The sequence below is a fragment of the uncultured Lacinutrix sp. genome (assembly GCF_947500605.1).
Classification (GTDB): Bacteria; Bacteroidota; Bacteroidia; order Flavobacteriales; family Flavobacteriaceae; genus Lacinutrix.
In genome coordinates this window covers 82,079-101,841 of record NZ_CANMSJ010000012.1, presented here as the reverse complement: position 1 = coordinate 101,841, position 19,763 = coordinate 82,079, and the positions used below count along the sequence as shown (strand labels likewise).

Genomic DNA, 19,763 nt, shown 5'->3' with positions numbered 1-19,763 from the left:
TCAACAATAGCAACCGATTGTGCAACATTTGTAGACTTGGTACTTATTGTCAATCCAACACCACAAATCACAACAGCAGCAGTATTAACACCACTAGAAGTTTGTGATGATAATGCCGATGGTTTTGCAACGTTCGATTTACCAACCAAAGAACCAGAAATTCTAAACCTATTAGATGCAGATGCCACTAACGATTTGGATCCTACATTATATACAATTAGCTATTACACATCTGAAGCTAATGCAGAAACAGCAACCAATGCAATTGCAACACCAAATGCTTATGTAAATACCACAGCAGATGCACAAACCATTTGGGTACTAGTAGAAGATAATGCTACAGCGTGTTACAAAACGGTAGCCTTAGATTTAATTGTAAATCCATTACCAGTATTAGTACAACCAACAGCACTAAATTTATGTGATGTTAATAATCCTGGCGATGAAGTAGAAGCCTTCAACTTAGAAGATGCTAATGCCGAAATACTAGCCGGACAAACAGGAATTACTTTAACTTACTTTAGCACACAAGCTGGAGCAGATACAAACGACGGATCAGTAGAGATTTTCAGTCCATACCTTAATACAAGTAATGCACAAACAGTTTACGTAAGAGCAACAAACAATGTTACAGGTTGTGTAAGCACAATCACGTTAGACTTAAGAGTAAATCCATTACCATCACCAATAGCTTCACCAATGCCATTAGTAGCTTGTGATGATGATAATGATGGTTTCTTTGATATGTTCGATTTAGACAGTCAATCTACAATTATCGAAAATGGAGAACCAAATGTAAGTACAGCATATTACGAAACACAAGCCGATGCTATGAGTGGTACTAACCCATTAGTTAGTCCATATGCAAATATTGTAGAAGACCTACAAACTATTTATGCAGTAGTCACTAACGATTTAACAGGTTGTAGTACAACGGTAACTTTAGATTTAGAAGTATTACCATCACCAGTAGTCCCAATCGCAATCGACGATTATATTATTTGTGATGATGATAATGATGGTATTAATCAGTTTGATTTTGATGCCGTAATCGCACCTCAAATTTTTACAGGAGGACAAACAGCAGCAGATTTTGTATTAACATACCACACCACACAAGCATTAGCCGATTCAGGAAACAATCCAATAGTAAACACCAGTAACTATACTAATGTTTCTAATCCACAAACCATTTACATTCGTTTAGTAAGCGTTGCTAATGGTTGTGTAACAACAGGAAGTTTTGTTATTCGTGTAGAATTTCCACCGGTAATTGATGCTAATTACGATAACATATTAACACAATGTGACGATTTAGATGCCAATTACATGGAAGCTAACGATGGTTTTACATTCTTCGATTTAACAGTTGAAGACATCGAAATCACAGGTGTAACTAATGTGAGCTGGATTGTTACTTATTACGAAACATTCGCCGATGCTCAAGCAGATACTAATGCAATACCAGACCCAACAGCGTATGAAAATACAATGACAGGTCCACAAACACTTTTTGTAAGAGTTACCGATAGTGATACAGGATGCTTTAGTTTTACAACAGTAACTATTAGAGTGATACCAAATCCATCACCAAGTCCAGATCCAGTAGATTTAGAACTGTGTGACGATATAAACATTGTAGGACCAAACGATTTATTAGAAACCTTCGATTTAACACAAAACGAAGCTTTCATTATCAATGGAGAAGTTGGCGTAACAGCAAGTTACTACATTACGCAAGACGATGCTATTATGGGTAACAATGCGATAGTAGATCCAACAATGCATGTTAACGAAGATCCAGCAACACCAGGCGTAGCAGTAACACCGCAAACTATTTTTGTACGTCTTACCAATGGTAGCGATGCTACAGGATTAAATGGTACAGGATGTTACAGTTTAGTAAGTTTCGATGTTATTGTAAACCCACTACCAGTGGTTACACCAGTAAACGATTATGTTATTTGTGAGCTGAATACAGACAACGTTGCAGACTTCGATTTAACAACAATGACTGCAGGAATATTAAACGGACAAGACCCAGCAATATTCACCGTAACCTACCATGAAACGCAAGCAGAAGCAGATGCTTCAATGAACGACTTAGCAGCAAGTGGCGATTACACCAATACTAGCGACCCACAAACTATTTACGTAAACATTACAAACACAATAACAGGATGTGATACCACTGCATTAACCTTCAACTTAGTTGTAGACGAAGCAGCACAAGCAAATCCAGATGGTGTAGCAATCGTTTACGAAGTATGTGATGATACGATGGAGTTTGATAACGATACCACAAACGATATGGTTGAGTTTGATTTAGCAACACAAAATCCAGATGTATTAGATGGTCAAGACCCATTAAATTACACAGTAACGTATTACGGTAATCAAGTAGATGCAGATGCAGGTACAAACCCATTACCATTTATTTATACAAACACTGTAAACCCACAAGTAATAATAGTAAGAGTAGATAATGATATTCCAGGGACATTAAATTTAGATCTTACTACATTAACTGCCGGATTAGATGTTAATGGCGATGGTACAATAGATACTATCGATACAAGTACACCAGCAGATGGCATCTTTGATATTGTAGATATCGATGGTGATGGTGTAGCAGAAGGATTTGATGCTGATGCAGATGGTATTATCGATTATATCGACTTAGATGGCGATGGAAATGGAGATTTAGTAGATTTAGACAATGATGGAGAAGTAGATAATGATACTTCAGCATGTTATGAAACAACAACAATCACATTACAAGTAAACCCAATGCCATCATTTACATTAGATGCAGAATATTTATTATGTATCAATACTAATGGAAGTGAAATTGTAAACTCACCAGTTGTAAACACAGGCTTAGATCCTGCATTATATACTTTTGAATGGAACTTAAACGGTACCGTTCTTCCAGGAGAAACGGCAGAGTTTATAGAACCAACCGAAGGTGGTACTTATGGTGTTGTAGCAACGGATATTGCAACAGGATGTTCAAGTATTGAAGTGAATACTTTAGTAACAGTAAGCGAGCCACCAGTAGTAACATCAGAAATAACAACATTAGCCTTTGCAGACCAACACGATGTCGTAATTACAGCAACAGGAACAACAAGTACTTCAATAGCAGTATACGAGTTTAGTATTGACGGTGGAAGCTGGGAACTAGGAACGTTAAATGCAGCAGGAGAATACACGTATACCTTTACAGATATTGCAGCAGGCGAACATATTGTAACCGTAAGAGACACGGTAGGTTGTGGAGAAACAACACTTCCAGTAATGATTATGGATTACCCATTATACTTTACACCAAATGGAGATGGTTACCACGACACTTGGAATGTTTACGATATTGGAACACAGCCAGACGCAGTGATTTACATCTTCGATCGTTACGGTAAACTATTAAAACAATTAAGTCCATCAGGTGCAGGATGGGATGGTACTTACAACGGTAACCCAATGCCAACAAGTGACTATTGGTTTACTGTAGAATACAGAGAGCCAAGTACGGACGAAAAGAAATCGATACGTGCGCACTTTACTCTTAAGAGATAGATAAAGAGTAATACTTATTAAATAGAAAAAGCCTGAACGAAAGTTCAGGCTTTTTTATGTTTTAATGTAATGGTTGAAATAATTTTGAAAGCTATATAGATGTAATTGTATTTCTTTTAAAGGATTCTGTTTGTTTTGTAACTAAGTAATGGATTACTTGTTTAATATGTCTTTATTATTGAAGTAGGAGTGTGCAATTTGAGTAAGCCCGCGTTAAGGATGGAAACAGCATCCTTTTTTAGTTTTAAGTAAGAACTAAATAAATAAAGAGGCGTTTTCCTGTTTAGAAATATAGCAATAAGGTAATGTGCTATAAAAAAGATATAGTGTACAGCCTGACCAAGACAATGCTTTTTTAAGCATGTCTTGGTAACGCCATTATAATAAGATTATTTAAAAGAAAAATATAAGAATAAGCAATAACCTAAAACAAGTAGTAAGCCTTTGTATCTGCTTATTTGCATGAATTTAGGTATTAGTATTAATACAATAAGAATAGCAGAGAACCCAATCATCCAGAAGATGTCGTTATCTAATATTTTTGCATCCGTTATTGGTATGTCTTTAATTATAGAGGTTAGGCCTAGTACAGAACCAATATTAAAGATGTTTGAACCGATTAAGTTTCCTAATGATAATGCTTTTTCTTGTTTTGCTGCAGCAATAATTGATGCTGCTAATTCTGGTACACTTGTTCCAATGGCAATTACGGTTACTGCTATAACAGCATCGCTAACACCGAGTGATGTTGCTAAGCTTTTTGCGCCATCGACTAACCATACAGATCCAAAGTATAATGCTGTTGCACCAATAAGTAGCCAAATTAGAATTTTGTAATTTGCTACTGTTGCAAGTGTATCGCTAACATCTTCTTGTTCGGCATCTGATTTAGAGTTTTTTATTAATACAATAATAAATACTACTAAGCAGATAAATAGGATTATTCCTTCTATACGTGTTAGGACATTATCGTTTGCTAGAAAATAATAGAGTAGGAATGAAAAGAATAACATTACAGGCCAATTAAGCTTGTAGAAAGATTTATCTACAGCTATTGGTCCTAATAGAGCGGTAATGCCTAGAACGAGTCCTATATTGGCAATATTAGAGCCTACAACGTTGTTAATAGCAATTGCAGGTGATGCATTTAGTGCAGCTTGTAAACTTACTAATAATTCTGGTGCTGAAGTTGCAAAGGATACAACCGTCATACCAATTACCATTTTAGAAATATTTAGTTTAAAAGATAAAGCTATTGATGCTTTTACTAAAAAATCTCCGCCTACTACTAAAAGTATAAGTCCTAAAATAACCCAAAGTATACTCATGAAATAATTTTTTTGTTAAGATACTATTTAACTACAAACTTTTTTGTTTCTGTTTTATCTTGAGAAGTGATTTTTGCAAAATAAACACCGGTTGACAAATCTAAATTAAAAGGTGAATTGTTTTTAAGTGTTTTAGAATCAAGTTTTCTACCTTCGGAAGAATAAATTACAACTTTATACTCGTTATTTTTTCCGGAAATAAAGAGTTGATTATTTACTGGGTTTGGGTAAAGTTTTATAGTTTCTTTTTCAAAATCTGTAACACTTAAGGTATTAGTCCAAGTATCACCAACGTTATCTCCCCAAATGTATTCTACTAAGTCTGGTTGATCTATAAATGGATTTCTATTTATTTGCCATTCGTATACAACGTTGTTTCTATTCATTTCAAAATCATCTGGAGGATCGTTTCTGTGCCAGTCTAATAAAGTAGCTAAATCTCCCATTTGTCCTGTTGTAGTCGGGAATCCGTTTTCAATGCTTAAACCATTATATCTTATTTGCATGTATAAAACACTTCTTGCTACATCTCCTTTAAAGCTTCCTGCTGTTCCTGTTGGTCCATTGTATTGTCCGTAATGGCTATTGTTTCTTGAGCTGTTTTCTGGTCCGTCTGCAGCTCTTAATGCGTGGCCATCACTATTACCATGTCTTAATGAATCGGCTTTTGTTGTCCAGAAAATATCTTTTCCATCTCTTTCATCATCTAAATCAATACTATTATATCCAGCTAAAGATCTTGGGAATGTGTGTTCTCTGTTCCATGTCCCTATATTATTAGAGGTTGTTTGGTAATCTAATTTGGCACGACCTTGCTCTGTGTATACTAACCAAACTTGATTACTATTTGCTGGGTTTTGATCTGCTTCTTGTAAAATATCGATAATATCTGAATAGGTTTGCGCTCTAACAATTGTTGGATCCGCAATAATATCTTGTAAGGCTTGCTCTAATGCTGCTCCAGATAAATTGTTTATGCTATCGTAATAGTCTGCAGGTTGAGTACCTGTTACTATTCCAAAAGTTGGTGATAATGGTGTGCCAAATGGCGCTACAACAAAATCGTTATCTATTACTCTACGCTCTAAATTATTATTTAGAGGTAAATAACTAGTTGGTAAAGGCGATAATACTAATTTAAAGATTTCGTCACCTTCATCGTTAGTATCATCAATAATGGTTATCGATGTTGTTATTGTATTTTGTCCTGTAGGAATTGTAACTTGAGTACTACCTGTAAAATCTGAAGTATCAAATCCTCCATTATTTAATGAGAAATCTAAAACTAAATCTGAATCTACATTTTGTTCTGTTGTAAATGTAACATCAAAAGAATCTCCTTCACTAAAATGAATATCGTTAACCGTAGTTAAAACGCCATTTAAAACCACTCCTGAGCCATCATTTAATGCTCTAGGTGTTGGAGTTGTAGATGTATAGGTTATACTATCAGCATTGCCTAAACCATCATCAAAACGTTGAATTGAGTTCGAGTTATTACCTGACCCTTCATTATATTGTGTAGTTAAACCTAATAAAGCCATTAATCCAGTATCGTCTGAGTCACTAGTGTCATATGCTAAAGCATCAACTAAGTTTGTTTGTGTAGCTAAAGTTCCTTCAGGAAAATCTGTATAGTCACCTAAATATAAAGCAACTGCATCTGCTCCGTTTTGAATAGAATTAGGAGATATTATTAACTGTGGAAAAGGTGTTAGGTTGTTGCTACCTATTAATAATAGTCCATTAATATCTGTAGTATATCCGTCTAAATCTAATGTTAAATAACTAGAGTCATTACCCGAAGTTGAACCATTAAAAAAGACTAATACGTAACCATCTAAATTAAAATTTGGAGTTTCAGATTTCAATTCTACAAACTCATGGTTGTCAATGTTGTTTCCATCAAAAGTTGTATCACAATCTAATTCGTTTATTACAACTGTCTGCGAAAAACAAACTGAAATAAATAAAAAGGACATTAAAACTAATGTTGATTTAATTTTCATATTATATTTTTTTTGCAAATATACGACTATAAGCTAATCAAAATTTGATAGTACAATTAATTAACTATTAAGAATTAATAATAATGGAAACGTAGTTTTTAATGTTTTTTATAACAAAAAGCCTCTTGCTTTTCTTCTTTTACATAAAAAAGACTCTACAGTTGTTTTAAATTGAAATGTTAATTTGGTTTTTGTATTTTAAATTGAAGTTTGTTTTAAGGGAACATGTTTTAAAATGAAATGTTTTTAATCTGTTTAGTTATACAAGTAAAGCGAATAACATTAATTTAGATAGTATTGTTTGGTAGATAGTATTGAAAAAATATATATTCAACAAACAATCATGAAAATGACTGTTTTTATTAACCCTTAAACCAAACTATTATGCTAACACTTGCTGAAATTATTATTGATATTATATTATCAATATTCCTGTAACCATAAAATGTAAAACTTAGTCTAGAATAAGTTTTACTATTTTACAAAGTATTAGGCAAGCATTAATTAATAGTATAATTTTGAGGTCTCAAATAATAATAGATTATTTTTATTGTATTATGAAGAAACAAGTATTTAAAATACTAGCTAGAATTAATAAGGTTGTTTTACCAAGTTATACCAAAAAGAGACTAGACTTATCTAAAGCCACTAAATTACAGATGGCTATTTTTGGTTGGAAACTATACATCACCAAAAATGCATTAGGATAACTATTTGAGTGTTTTTTTGAAATAAAATTATAATTTTCTCTTTTTCCTTTGTCTGTTCTATAAAAAGATATATATTTGCACCCACAAAAAAGGCCTCGTGGCGCAACTGAATAGCGCACTTGATTACGGCTCAAGAGGTTACTGGTTTGAATCCAGTCGAGGTCACGAAAAAAAACCACTTCAATCGAAGTGGTTTTTTTATGCTTAATATTTAAATAATTCTTTTTAGATGATTTCTAGTGCTATTAATACAGTATCGAACAAATAATAGTTTATAAACGAAGATTGTATAAGGCCTAAATTTACTTTTGCTAAATATGTAAATTAGATTCAATTTGTGTTAGCAATCAAAAGCGACATAAAACCAAAGTGTTGTTATAAATATACTAGTATCACTTATTTTTGCATGCTATATGGATTCATTAACACAAATAGTATTAGGAGCAGCTGTAGGAGAAGCTGTTTTAGGTCGAAAGGTTGGGAATAAAGCAATGCTTTATGGAGCTATTGCAGGAACAATTCCTGATTTAGACGTTTTTGCATCATTTTTCACAGACAATGTTACTGCGCTTTATATGCATCGTGGATTTACACATTCTATTGTGTTTTCTGTACTTTTTGCTCCCATATTTTCATGGATTGTTACGCGGTACGAAAATTATAAAAACTTTAAAAACTGGACTTGGTTATTCTTTTTAGCATTTGTAACACATCCTATTTTAGACGCGCATACTACTTGGGGAACACAACTATTTTGGCCTTTTGATTTACGATTAGCCTTCAAAAACATATTTGTAGTCGATCCATTTTACACCGTGCCTTTTCTCGTGTTTTTAATTTTGGCAATGCGCCAGAAACGAACCACAACAAAACGACGTTTTTATAACAAAATGGGATTAATAGTAAGTACCTCTTATTTGGCACTAACCTTATTATTAAAGTGGGCTGCTTACACAAAATTCGAATCTGCTTTAGCAACTCAAAACATAGCTTATTTAGACCTTGACACTAGGCCTTCTGCATTAAATACCATACTTTGGAGTGCTAATGTGCAAACAGAAGATGCTTATTTACTCGGTAATTATTCTTTTTTTGATAGTCAACCTATCACTTTTGAAAGCTACCCGAAAAACCACGACTTATTAAGTAATCTAACTGAAGATGAAAGTGTAAAACGAATGATTGCTATTACTGAAGGTTGGTACACAATAAATAAAAAGAATGATACGCTTTATTTTAATGATTTACGTTTCGGACTTTTAAGTTTAAAACCAAAATCTGATAGTTTTGTTTTTAAATACAGACTAGATGTGGATGCTTCTGGTAAAGTTATATTTACTGAAGAGCCTAAAGATAATAATGATGGTAAAAAACTATTATCAGAATTATGGCAACGATTAAAAGGGAATTAAAATCGATATTAAATTTCAATTCATTATTAGCTTCTATTGAGCTTGAAACAAGAAATCTTTCAAATTTTGAATATCTTGTAAACTAAACTTATAAATTTATGGACATTACTGCAGCATATACGGATCTATATCAAATTACAATGGCGCAAGTCTATTTTGTTACTAAACCAAATGGCAAAGCTGTATTCGACTATTATTACCGTCGTAATCCTTTTGATAATGGGTATGCCATATTTGCAGGGTTAGAAGATGTTTTAGATATACTAGAGTCGCTTAAATTCTCAGAGTCTGATATTTCTTATTTAAAGCAAAAAGGATTTGAGAACGAGTTTTTAGAGTATTTAAAAAACTTTAGCTTTAAAGGTAGTATTCGTTCTAGTAAAGAAGGTGATATTGTTTTTCCTTACCGTCCAATTTTACAGGTTGAAGCCAATATTATAGAAGCACAAATTATAGAAACCCTTTTACTAAATATTCTTAATTTTCAAACCTTAATAGCAACCAAAGCTAGCAGAATACGCTATAGTGCAAAAGATGCCATACTATTAGATATGGGATTACGTCGTGCCCATGCTACAGGTGGTTATTATGCATCAAGAGCTGCTGCTATTGGTGGTTTTGACAGTACTAGTAATGTGAAAGCTGCGGAAGATTACAACATCGCATCAACAGGAACAATGGCACATTCGTTTATACAGAGTTATGATAATGAATTGGACGCTTTTCGTGATTTTGCGCAAGTACGACCTAAAAACTGTGTGCTTTTAATTGATACTTATAATACCCTAAAATTAGGACTTCCAAATGCGATTATTGTTGCAAAAGAAATGGAAGACAAAGGTGAAAAATTATTCGGAATCCGATTGGACAGTGGTGATTTAGCGTATCTATCTAAAAAAGCAAGAGCCATTTTGGATGCTGCTGATTTAAATTATGTAAAAATTGTAGTCTCTAATCAGTTAGATGAATTTGTTATAAAAAGTTTAAAAGAACAACATGCGCCTATTGATGTTTTTGGTGTAGGAACTAATCTGGTTACTGGAAGACCAGATGCAGCGTTAGATGGTGTTTATAAATTATCTGAATACAATGGTGACCCAAGAATTAAACTCTCTGAAAACATTATAAAAGTATCGTTGCCTTTTAAAAAGCAAGTGTACAGAATGACTGATGCCGACGGACAATTTTATGGTGCAGATGCTGTGGCTATTTATGCCGAAGGTGAGATTGATAAAATGGAACACCCTTTTGATATTACCAAGCAAATAGATATTAGTGCACTAAAAAAGGAACCGTTATTGGAGTTAGTCATGGAAGATGGTAAACGTGTCGTTCCGATTAGAACTGTTACCGAAATTGCAGAATATTCGCAATCGCGTTTAGCACAACTTCCGAATGAATATAAACGTTTTCAAAATCCACACACCTATAAAGTTGGATTGAGTAGTCAACTTAAAAAGGAACGAAACGATCTAATTAACAAACATAAAAGCTAAAGTAATACTGCAGATGGTTGGATAGACCGTAGTCTAATTCATTAAAAAATAGTCAAACTATGAAAACACTTTTAGTCATTGATGTACAAAACGATTTTATGCCTAGCGGATCTCTTGCAGTGCCTGAAGGTGACAACATTGTGTCTGTAATAAATAACATACAAGATAAATTCGATTTGATTGTAGCTACGCAAGATTGGCATCCTAAAACGCATTCTAGTTTTGCTATAAACCATGATAATAAATCTGATTTTGATAGCATAGAATGGCGAGGGCAAAGGCAAACGTTATGGCCGGAACATTGTGTACAAGGCAGTAAAGGAGCTGAATTACATCCAGAATTAGATACTACAAAGTATGAGGCTATTTTTAGAAAAGGAACAGATATAAATATTGATAGTTATAGCGCCTTTTATGACAATAACTATTTAAAAGCTACAGGTTTATCAGGTTATCTAAAAGAGAAGAAAGTATCGCAATTGTATTTTTGCGGACTAGCTTCAGATATTTGTGTTTACTTTTCTGTTCGTGATGCTATTAAAGAAGGTTTTGAATGCTATTTTATTGAAGATGCAGCTAAACCTTTAGATACAGAAGCATTTGAAGTTGTTAAGGCCAAGATGATTGCTATGGGTGTACATATTATAACTTCAGAATCTGTATAGTTTTAATAAAGTACAAGACGATAGAGAAGAAGTTCGGGCATAAAAAAAAAGCGCATACATTGCGTTTTTTTTATTTATTCTCTTTTTTTAGAGTTATTAATATGTTGCTGTAATTATATTAATTAAATCATTTTTTTGAAATACACCAGATTGCCTCCACTCTTGTTTTCCTTTTTTGAATAATAATAGTGTTGGTACTCCTCTTACTTGGTATTTTGAGGCTAACTCTTGATTTTTCTCAACGTCAATTTTTATAATAGAAACGCGTTCTTTTAAATTGTCTTTAACGTCTTTTAAAATTGGACTCATAGTTTTACAAGGTCCACACCATTCTGCATAAAAGTCTACTAATACTGGTACATCTTGATTTATTATTTCTGAAAATTTACTCATTTTTATTTTTTTTTTATCAAAAAAGAAATCTAAAAACTCTAACCTTATTAGCTTGTAGTTTTATTTTTAGGATAGAGTATTACTATTTTTTTAGAAACCTTTTTGATGTTTTTTTTTAACAAAATTTGATGCTGAGATTATATAATCTCAGCATCAATTCCTGCTTCTAAAATGCTAGAACAGATAGGTTTTAAGTCTTTTAAATCACCTGTTTTAACTGTGCATTGTCCTTTGTAATGTACTAAAATTGTACATTGTTCTGCTTGTTCCGGAGTGTGTTTACAAGCCTTAATAAGTGTATCTATAACGTGATCGAAAGTATTATAGTCGTCGTTATAAACAACAATTTCGTTGTTTGGTTTTTCTTTTGTAGCAGTATCAAATTGCTCTAATACTTTTTCTTGGGTATTCATTTTTAATATTTTATACTAAAATAAATTATTTAAATATAAATTAAAACAAAAAGAGCATCAAAATTGATGCTCTCATTAGAATTTAACTTTTGGTAAGATTAGTACATGTACTGCAAACCAATAACATCATCATTATCAAATTCGCCATCTTCGTTTGAGCTAAAGCACGCTACCATTATTGAATTAGGATTGTATGCTGAAGAAGTTCCAGGGATTGCATTTGCTCCTACACCTGCGGTTCCTTCATTTGAATTTTGACCACAACTTTGTCTAGTTTGCCAATCTGTGTGCCTAAAACCAACAGAATGCCCTATCTCATGAGTAATTACATGTTCTACTACATTTGTGTCATAATTATCAAGTCCATAAATCTGTACAAATTTATTTGGTAATCCATTTGACGGGAATCCAGCAGATCCACCTGCTCCACTTTGATTTGGATTATGATAAACTACCATGTCTTTACTTTGGTAATCTGTTCCATAAGTAAGCGTGAAAGAAATTGAAACACCACTTAAACGATTAAAATTATTTACTGCCCACTGTAAACCAGTTTGTTCATTTTGAGATAAACCAAATCCACCACCGCCTGTGTAACCAATAATAGAAATATTACTTCCTTGTGAAACTAAACTGTTAGTACTGTAGTTTCGTTCTGCAATGTTTTCAAGGAGATTTAAATCCATAATTTGCTTCTCACTCAATATTATGTCTTCTTCTACTTGGTATCTTTCTATAGTAGAACCGTCTGGTAGCATAAAATCTATTTTCTTAACACCATCTGTATTAATGTAGAAGTCTGCTAGTTTATTAAGTAAAATTTCGGGAACGTCATTTGTTTTGGCTTCTTGAACTTGTTCTAATTCTTCCTTTTGACAAGACTGAATGAAGAAGGATACTGAAAGAATTGCTATTAAAAATATTCTAAATTTTTTCATCTTAAATTTTAGTGTTAGTATTAATATTTAATTAATGTTTACGTAAACTAATGCACAACTTTTTACATCCAGTTTTAAGTGGTTGATAGTTGTAAAATTGTGTTTTAAAATAAATTAATTTATTACTTCAAAGATAAATACTTTAAAATAAGATTTTTACGGTTTTTACCGTAAATCTCATTTATTTAGTGATTTATTGAGATATGTTTATTTTTTTTGCCAAAAAGATGAATATAGTTAATTTTTAAATTGAAGTGCTACCCAGTTATTTCTTTCAAATTTAGAACTAAAAGTAAGGTTGTTCTTGTTGCATTCTTCTTCTATTATTGCAATGTCTTCTTGGTAAAATCCGCTTAAAAATAGAGAACCATTTTCGTTTAAACAGTTAGCATAAGTCTTAATATCGTTTAAAAGAATATTACGGTTTATGTTTGCAATTATAGTGTCGTACTTTTTATTTACTAATAAACTAGCGTCTCCTTCGTAAACAGTAATGTTTTTAGCATTATTACGTTCTGCATTTTCTATACTATTTAAATAGCACCAGTTGTCTATATCTATAGCATCTATTGGGTTTGCTCCTTTCATTTCGGCTAAGATTGCTAAAACGGCTGTACCACATCCCATATCTAAAACAGATTTTCCTTGAAAATCGTTTGCCATTATATGTTGTATCATCATGTGTGTTGTTTCATGATGTCCTGTACCAAAACTCATTTTTGGCTCTATAATAATATCGTATTGCGTGTCTGGCTTTTCGTGAAATGGAGCACGAACAGAGCAAAGGTTATCCACTATAATTGGATTAAAGTTTTTCTCCCATTCGCTATTCCAATTTACTTGTTCTATCTCGTCGAAAGTGTAAGAGATTTCGAATTCATCGCTTGTTAATACGTAAATATCTTGTAAGATATCTTCTCTCCATTCTTCTTTTTGAATGTATGCTGTAACTCCGGTTTCGGTTTCTACAAAGCTTTCGAATCCTGCGTAACCAAGTTCTGCAATTAGAATTTCGGTTGCTGGTTGTAATGGTTTTACTGTAAAATAATAACCTATGTATATTGTATTTGACATTGAATAGTCTTTGTTTCTGGCAGGTAATCCTGCGTTAGCGATTGTAATGGCATCCTTTTTTGCGAATTATTTTAATTTACACTTCTTTTTAAAGGAAGATATAATTTTAAAAAGATCCTAAAGCAAGTTTAGGACTACTTCGCAGAAAAGATATAATGGAAAGCGCGACCCTTGTGGTAACGCCCAAATTATTTAATTAAAATGCGTTAATTATGGCGTAAAAATCTTCGGCTTTTAAAGCTGCACCTCCTATAAGTCCTCCGTCTACGTCTGGCTTACTAAAGATTTCTTTTGCGTTTGCAGGTTTTACACTACCACCATAAAGAATGGTCATGTCTTGAGATATTTGCTCGCCATATTTGCTGTTTAATGTCTCTCTAATAAATTGGTGCATGTCTTGTGCTTGCTCTGGACTAGCTGTTTCTCCAGTTCCAATTGCCCAAACAGGTTCGTAGGCTAAAACGATGTTTTTAAATGCTGAAGTTTCTAAATGAAATAGTGCGTTTTTAATTTGATCACCTACTATTTTTTCTTCGTTACCTGCTTTTCTGTCGGCTAATTCTTCACCAAAACAAAAGATTACTCTCATGTCGTTTTTTAAAGCAGCGTCTACTTTTTTCGCTAGAAGCTCGTCTGTTTCGTTAAAATAAGCACGACGCTCACTATGTCCTAAAATTACAGTTTTTACACCAACGCTTTTTAACATTGAAGCACTAATTTCTCCTGTATAAGCACCATTGTCTGCAAAGTGCATGTTTTGTGCTACAACTTCTATGTTCGAGTTTTTTGTAGAATTGAAGGCTTGAAAAAGATTTACAGATGTTGGTGCAATCATTACTTCGGCATTAGACGTTTGCTTTTGTTTTAAAAGCTCGGTGATTAATACTTCGGTTTGCGATAAATCGTTATTCATTTTCCAGTTTCCGGCTACTATATTTTTTCTCATAATAAATGTTGTTTTATTCTAGTTTTACTTTTGGATCTAACCAAGCGTAGATAATATCTACAAAAATATTAATAATTATAAAGAGTAAGGCTATGATTAACACAGAACCCATAATTACGGGTAAATCTAACGTATTTAATGCGTTTACTATTTCTTTACCAAGTCCGTTCCATCCAAAAATATATTCTACAAAAACGGCTCCGGCTAACATAGAGGCAAACCAGCCAGATATTGCAGTTACTACTGGATTTAATGCGTTTTTTATAGCATGTTTTTTTATAATTTGAAATTCGCTCAAGCCTTTTGCACGTGCTGTACGAATGTAATCTTGATTAAAGACTTCTAATAATGAATTTCGCATTAATTGAATAACCACTGCTAGTGGTCTTATACCTAAAACTAATGCGGGAAGGATTAAGTTTTTAAGTTTGATATTTACGTTTTCGCCAAAGTCGTCAAGTTCGAAAAGACTACCTGTCATTTCTAAATTGGTGTATTTATGAAGCACAAAACCAAAAAACCAAGCGAATAGAATAGCGCTAAAAAACGAAGGAATACTCATGCCAATTGTACTAAGTATTTGTATTGCTTTGTCTAAAAAGGTGTCTTTTTTTAATGCTGAAATTATGCCTAAACTTATACCTAGAAGTAAAGCGATACCTATGGCAGAAATCGCCAATACGAAGGTGTTAGGTAGTGTTTCGGCTAAAACAGTACTTACTTTTTTGCCTTGTTTTGTAAAGGATTCTCTTAAGTATGGAAATTTTAAAACAGTTGTTGTATTACCGATAGTAAAGAGTTTTGCTTCCGAATATTTTTGAGGTCTTAAAAATGTGTAATCGTCTTCTGTATTAGAGTGAAACGAGATAGGAGAGAGATCGTTTAAATAATATAGGTATTGTGTGCCTACAGATTTATCGAAACCATATTTTTTTTTAACTATGGCTAATTGCTCGCTATCTTCGTTTTGTCCCAGCATCATTTGTGCTGGGTCTCCAGGTAAAATATTGAATAAAAAGAATATAACAGTGACTACTCCAAATAAGGTGAGCAGTGCATAAAATGTTTTATTTAAGAGGTAGCTTATCAGGTTATTCTTCTTTTAGTGTTATTTTTATTAACTCCGTATAATTACTTGAGGTCATTGAATTAAGTATTTCTAATTCTGAACCTTCTTTTATAACATTCATGCTTTCAATTGTCTCAGGATCTATAGCTTCAACCTCTTCTTTGGTTACTTCTTCTTCGTTAACAAAGTAAGCAGTACTTACTATAACAACTGGCTCAGGTTTGCGCTCAACTTCAGGTAAGTCTATTTCTTCGGCATCGTTAAAATGCTCTTTTTGCATTACTGTTCCTTTTTCTAATTTTAAAATTCCAGGATTAGAACGCACTACTGTTTTTAATGCTTTTTCATCGCATAAATAGAAGTCGAAATCGAAACCGTATTTTTCTTTTGCATACTGTTTGTCTTCGTCTCCTGAAGATGATAAACCAATTACTGTGTAACCTTTTTCAATAGCTTTATCTGTTACTTTTTTAATGTTTTTTAAACCTTGCTCGTTAGCCTTTTCAAGATTGTAAGCGACTACCATAATAAGGTGATCTTCTGCTAAAAATTTAGTAGTAAAATCTTCATCATCAGTTTCGATAGAAAAATCTTTAACTGGAGGATCGTAAGCTTCTACTAAAATTTTAGTTTCAACACTAACGTATTCTCCATCTACGGTTGGGTAACTTCCATCGGTTACAAAATCTACATTTTCGCCACCAACATTAAAGGTCCAAGTATATTCTTGTTCTGCTTTTTGGGCATCTTCTGGTATAGCCATACCTTCTGCAATGTTTTTACCAACAGCATAGGCTCTAAAATCCCAAGTTGGTAAATGCATTAATACATGGTAACCAAACCATAAACTACCAACAAAGCCTAATAATGCTAGAATAGTAGTTGGGAATTTACCAAATATTGGTTTTATATGTTTTATTCCAGCGACTAAAACAAGTATAAGAATAAGTAGAATTAAATCTTTTGTGAAACTTTCCCATGGTTTTAAAGGAAGGAAATCTCCAAAGCATCCACAGTCTTTTACAACTTCGAAATAAGCTGCGTAGAAAGTTAAGAATGTAAAAAAGACAATCATTCCTAAAAGCATCCAAATGGTGAACTTACGTTTGTAACCAATTAATAGAAAAACGCCTAAAACAACTTCTAGCACAACTACAAATACAGAAATACCCAAAGCGTAAGGATCTAAAGATGGTAGGTTTAATACCTCTGAACTAAAATATTCTTGTAGTTTGTACGAGAAACCTAATGGGTCGTTAAGTTTTATTAATCCCGAAAAGATGAATAATCCTCCAACTAGTAGTCTGCAAATGTGTACTAAGTATTTCATAATCTTCTGTCATTCCAGCGAAAGCAGGAATCTATTTTAATTATTATAGTTTATAAGTGGATTCCTGTTTGGGCAGGAATGACAATTATTTTTCGTTTAAATGAATCATAGCAAAAATGGCATAATTAATCATGTCTTGATAATTAGCGTCTATACCTTCGCTTACAATTGTTTTACCAGCGTTGTCTTCAATTTGTTTAACGCGTAATAGTTTTTGTAAAATTAAATCGGTTAAAGAGCTTACACGCATATCTCGCCAAGCTTCACCATAATCGTGATTTTTGTCTAGCATTAATTGTTTGGTGATGGCTACTTTTTCGTCGTATAAAACGGTAGCGTCTTCTGTAGATAAATCGGGTTGCTCTACAACACCTTTTTCAAGCTGAATAAGTGCCATTAAAGAGTAATTTATAATTCCTATAAATTCACTTTGTTCACCTTCATCAACTTTTCTTACATCGTTTTGTTGCAAACTTCTAATACGTTGTGCTTTTATAAAAATCTGATCTGTTAACGATGGCAATCTTAAAATTCGCCATGCGCTCCCATAGTCACTCATTTTATTAATAAACAGACTGCGACACGTTTCTATAACAGCATCATATTGTTTTGAAGTATCTTGCATATATAATGTACTAATATTGGTTTTTCTTTTCCCTAAAAAATGGCTAAAATGTATTCATTATTTTGTTACTTTTCTTATGCGTAACGTAAGCTATGCCTATTAAAAAGTGCCTCATCTGAATAAATTTTATCTCATTTTCGGTTAAAAACAAAAATCAAGATGAGTACAATGCCAATTTTCCGTAAATTTCGCATAAAATTGTCTAAAAGTCAAGGTTTCACATCTATAGTTTTTAAATGTGTTACAAACAACAAATATAAAGGTATCAATGACCATTAATTGCAGAGGAAAACTTATCGATTTATCTACACCAAAAGTAATGGGTATTCTTAATGTTACTCCCGATTCTTTTTATGATGGCGGAATGTATAAAGAGGAGTCTAATATTATTAATCAAGTACAAAAAATACTTGATGATGGTGCTACTTTTATAGATGTTGGTGCTTATAGCTCTAAGCCAAATGCAAATGAAGTCTCTCAAGAAGAAGAACTCCAACGCATACTTCCAATTATAGAGTTATTGGTTAAACAGTTTCCAGAAATTATTATTTCTGTAGATACGTTTCGTGCAGAAGTCGCTAAGCAATGTATTGAAAAAGGAGCTGCTTTGGTAAACGATATTTCGGCAGGACATTTAGATGATAATATGTTGGAAATAGTTGCTAGCTTAAATGTGCCGTACATAATGATGCATATGCGTGGCACTCCAAAAACAATGCAACAACAAACAGATTATAGTAATATTTTAAAAGATATTATTTTATATTTTTCTGAAAGAATAACAAAAGCTAGAGCTTTAGTAATTAAAGATATTATTATAGATCCAGGTTTTGGATTTGCTAAAACATTAGAACAGAATTTCGAATTATTAAACGTTTTAGAAGGTTTAGGAATAACTGATTTACCTTTGCTAGCTGGACTATCCAGAAAATCTATGATTTACAAAACATTAGAAACTTCTGCATCCGAAGCTCTAAATGGAACAACAGCGTTAAATATGGTTGCCTTGCAAAAAGGAGCTGCTATTTTAAGAGTTCACGATGTTAAAGAAGCAGTAGAATGTGTCACACTTTTTAATCAACTTAAATAAATGAAAAAATTATTAATCGTTTTATCTGTAATCGTTTTATTGGGTTGTAGTGACAAATCTGTATTGCTTCCAGAAATACAAAATGCCACAATTACTGAAATAACAGATGTGTCTCCAGCGTATATTTTTTACGATGAAACCAAACCAGATAGTTTAGAATTAAATAAAGGTAATTTAATAATCTCAACGCATTGGTTAGTAAATGTGGATAAGCGTTTAACACTAAAACAAGTAATTCCGTCAATTATTGAATTGCAAGAGAAAAAGCGAAACTCTAGCCATAAAAATGAAAGTGCTCGTAATTATTATACGTGTAACGATACTAGTATTAAAAATTTAGGGTTTATTGATTTTACAGATGTGGTTTATGTTGGAGGAGATGAAGATGTTGATTTAGAAGTCAATTCAAATTATTATAATGTGTTTGTTTTGGGAAATAATAAAATTGAAATTGTTGATCCTAAAAATAATTCGATTAAAACAAATTTTACAAACTTGATAAGTGAACTTGACAAATTTGAGCCATCAAGCTTACTAGTTTTATCTTTTCTTAATGAAGTTCGTTTTCAAGATTATATAACAATTAAATCAATATTATTAAATGCTGAAATTGATAACTTAAAAATTAGTAATTCAGAATTTATTTCAGATTAACGCAATTTTACTAAATTTACAAAAACCACTTT

At 32.6% G+C, this 19,763-nt stretch carries 17 protein-coding genes and 1 tRNA gene; 8 read left to right on the top strand and 10 right to left on the bottom strand.

Annotated features, from left to right (window positions below):
• Nucleotides 1-3,579 (top strand): T9SS type B sorting domain-containing protein (locus Q0935_RS14825; protein ID WP_299387869.1); only part of this gene is annotated, 3,579 nt, incomplete at its 5' end.
• 389 nt (nucleotides 3,580-3,968) lie between these two features.
• Here Q0935_RS14825 and Q0935_RS14820 read toward each other — a convergent pair.
• Together Q0935_RS14820 and Q0935_RS14815 are read right to left on the bottom strand one after the other, a co-directional pair.
• The gene (locus tag Q0935_RS14820; protein WP_299387866.1) at nucleotides 3,969-4,907 is read right to left on the bottom strand and encodes a calcium/sodium antiporter; all 939 of its coding nucleotides are present in this window, start codon (nucleotides 4,905-4,907) and stop codon (nucleotides 3,969-3,971) included.
• Nucleotides 4,908-4,930: 23 nt separating this feature from the next.
• Nucleotides 4,931-6,916 carry an endonuclease gene (locus tag Q0935_RS14815; protein WP_299387862.1) on the bottom strand — a complete coding sequence of 662 codons (1,986 nt, stop codon included), beginning with the start codon at nucleotides 6,914-6,916 and terminating at the stop codon, nucleotides 4,931-4,933.
• 557 nt (nucleotides 6,917-7,473) lie between these two features.
• Here Q0935_RS14815 and Q0935_RS14810 point away from each other — a divergent pair.
• The 5 genes from Q0935_RS14810 to pncA all read left to right on the top strand — a co-directional run bounded on the left by Q0935_RS14810 (nucleotide 7,474) and on the right by pncA (nucleotide 11,199).
• Nucleotides 7,474-7,626, top strand: a complete 153-nt coding sequence (locus Q0935_RS14810) for an SsrA-binding protein (RefSeq protein WP_299254561.1) — start codon at nucleotides 7,474-7,476, stop codon at nucleotides 7,624-7,626.
• Nucleotides 7,627-7,717: 91 nt separating this feature from the next.
• Nucleotides 7,718-7,791 (top strand) — tRNA-Arg (locus tag Q0935_RS14805).
• 248 nt (nucleotides 7,792-8,039) lie between these two features.
• Nucleotides 8,040-9,038 carry a metal-dependent hydrolase gene (locus Q0935_RS14800; RefSeq protein ID WP_299387858.1) on the top strand — a complete coding sequence of 333 codons (999 nt, stop codon included), beginning with the start codon at nucleotides 8,040-8,042 and terminating at the stop codon, nucleotides 9,036-9,038.
• A 98-nt stretch (nucleotides 9,039-9,136) separates the two neighbouring features.
• A complete protein-coding gene (locus Q0935_RS14795; RefSeq protein ID WP_299387856.1) occupies nucleotides 9,137-10,534 on the top strand; it encodes a nicotinate phosphoribosyltransferase in 1,398 nt (465 codons plus the stop codon).
• A 59-nt stretch (nucleotides 10,535-10,593) separates the two neighbouring features.
• Nucleotides 10,594-11,199 (top strand): bifunctional nicotinamidase/pyrazinamidase, encoded by a 606-nt coding sequence (pncA, locus tag Q0935_RS14790; RefSeq protein ID WP_299387852.1) that lies wholly within the window; start codon nucleotides 10,594-10,596, stop codon nucleotides 11,197-11,199.
• A 96-nt stretch (nucleotides 11,200-11,295) separates the two neighbouring features.
• Here the strand turns inward: pncA and trxA are convergent, their stop codons facing one another.
• The 8 genes from trxA to Q0935_RS14750 form a co-directional block, all read right to left on the bottom strand.
• Nucleotides 11,296-11,640 (bottom strand): thioredoxin, encoded by a 345-nt coding sequence (gene trxA / locus Q0935_RS14785; RefSeq protein ID WP_367275036.1) that lies wholly within the window; start codon nucleotides 11,638-11,640, stop codon nucleotides 11,296-11,298.
• 89 nt (nucleotides 11,641-11,729) lie between these two features.
• Nucleotides 11,730-12,005, bottom strand: a complete 276-nt coding sequence (locus Q0935_RS14780) for an ATP-dependent Clp protease adaptor ClpS (RefSeq protein WP_299254576.1) — start codon at nucleotides 12,003-12,005, stop codon at nucleotides 11,730-11,732.
• Nucleotides 12,006-12,103: 98 nt separating this feature from the next.
• The gene (locus Q0935_RS14775) at nucleotides 12,104-12,943 is read right to left on the bottom strand and encodes a M57 family metalloprotease (protein ID WP_299254578.1); all 840 of its coding nucleotides are present in this window, start codon (nucleotides 12,941-12,943) and stop codon (nucleotides 12,104-12,106) included.
• A 237-nt stretch (nucleotides 12,944-13,180) separates the two neighbouring features.
• On the bottom strand, nucleotides 13,181-14,017 hold the full coding sequence (gene prmA / locus Q0935_RS14770) for a 50S ribosomal protein L11 methyltransferase (RefSeq protein WP_299254580.1): 837 nt from the start codon (nucleotides 14,015-14,017) through the stop codon (nucleotides 13,181-13,183).
• A gap of 196 nt (nucleotides 14,018-14,213) precedes the next feature.
• A complete protein-coding gene (tpiA, locus tag Q0935_RS14765) occupies nucleotides 14,214-14,963 on the bottom strand; it encodes a triose-phosphate isomerase (protein ID WP_299387848.1) in 750 nt (249 codons plus the stop codon).
• 13 nt (nucleotides 14,964-14,976) lie between these two features.
• Nucleotides 14,977-16,053 (bottom strand): ABC transporter permease, encoded by a 1,077-nt coding sequence (locus Q0935_RS14760; RefSeq protein WP_299387876.1) that lies wholly within the window; start codon nucleotides 16,051-16,053, stop codon nucleotides 14,977-14,979.
• A gap of 1 nt (nucleotide 16,054) precedes the next feature.
• Nucleotides 16,055-17,362, bottom strand: a complete 1,308-nt coding sequence (locus Q0935_RS14755) for a BT_3928 family protein (RefSeq protein ID WP_299387845.1) — start codon at nucleotides 17,360-17,362, stop codon at nucleotides 16,055-16,057.
• A gap of 85 nt (nucleotides 17,363-17,447) precedes the next feature.
• A complete protein-coding gene (locus Q0935_RS14750) occupies nucleotides 17,448-17,987 on the bottom strand; it encodes a DUF1599 domain-containing protein (RefSeq protein ID WP_299254589.1) in 540 nt (179 codons plus the stop codon).
• A gap of 268 nt (nucleotides 17,988-18,255) precedes the next feature.
• Between Q0935_RS14750 and folP the strand changes: the two genes are divergently transcribed.
• Nucleotides 18,256-19,077, top strand: coding sequence for a dihydropteroate synthase (folP, locus tag Q0935_RS14745; protein WP_299387840.1), 822 nt, complete (start codon nucleotides 18,256-18,258; stop codon nucleotides 19,075-19,077).
• Entirely contained in the window at nucleotides 19,078-19,731 is a 654-nt protein-coding gene (locus tag Q0935_RS14740; RefSeq protein WP_299254595.1) for a hypothetical protein, read from the top strand. It abuts the gene before it with no gap.
• Nucleotides 19,732-19,763 lie beyond the last annotated feature (32 nt).

Bases quoted from the DNA above. Each gene is read 5' to 3' on its own strand.
- Q0935_RS14820 (WP_299387866.1), bottom strand. From the start codon at position 4,907: ATGAGTATACTTTGGGTTATTTTAGGACTTATACTTTTAGTAGTAGGC.
- Q0935_RS14815 (WP_299387862.1), bottom strand. From the start codon at position 6,916: ATGAAAATTAAATCAACATTAGTTTTAATGTCCTTTTTATTTATTTCA.
- Q0935_RS14810 (WP_299254561.1), top strand. From the start codon at position 7,474: ATGAAGAAACAAGTATTTAAAATACTAGCTAGAATTAATAAGGTTGTT.
- Q0935_RS14800 (WP_299387858.1), top strand. From the start codon at position 8,040: ATGGATTCATTAACACAAATAGTATTAGGAGCAGCTGTAGGAGAAGCT.
- Q0935_RS14795 (WP_299387856.1), top strand. From the start codon at position 9,137: ATGGACATTACTGCAGCATATACGGATCTATATCAAATTACAATGGCG.
- pncA (WP_299387852.1), top strand. From the start codon at position 10,594: ATGAAAACACTTTTAGTCATTGATGTACAAAACGATTTTATGCCTAGC.
- Q0935_RS14780 (WP_299254576.1), bottom strand. From the start codon at position 12,005: ATGAATACCCAAGAAAAAGTATTAGAGCAATTTGATACTGCTACAAAA.
- Q0935_RS14775 (WP_299254578.1), bottom strand. From the start codon at position 12,943: ATGAAAAAATTTAGAATATTTTTAATAGCAATTCTTTCAGTATCCTTC.
- prmA (WP_299254580.1), bottom strand. From the start codon at position 14,017: ATGTCAAATACAATATACATAGGTTATTATTTTACAGTAAAACCATTA.
- tpiA (WP_299387848.1), bottom strand. From the start codon at position 14,963: ATGAGAAAAAATATAGTAGCCGGAAACTGGAAAATGAATAACGATTTA.
- Q0935_RS14755 (WP_299387845.1), bottom strand. From the start codon at position 17,362: ATGAAATACTTAGTACACATTTGCAGACTACTAGTTGGAGGATTATTC.
- Q0935_RS14750 (WP_299254589.1), bottom strand. From the start codon at position 17,987: ATGCAAGATACTTCAAAACAATATGATGCTGTTATAGAAACGTGTCGC.
- folP (WP_299387840.1), top strand. From the start codon at position 18,256: ATGACCATTAATTGCAGAGGAAAACTTATCGATTTATCTACACCAAAA.
- Q0935_RS14740 (WP_299254595.1), top strand. From the start codon at position 19,078: ATGAAAAAATTATTAATCGTTTTATCTGTAATCGTTTTATTGGGTTGT.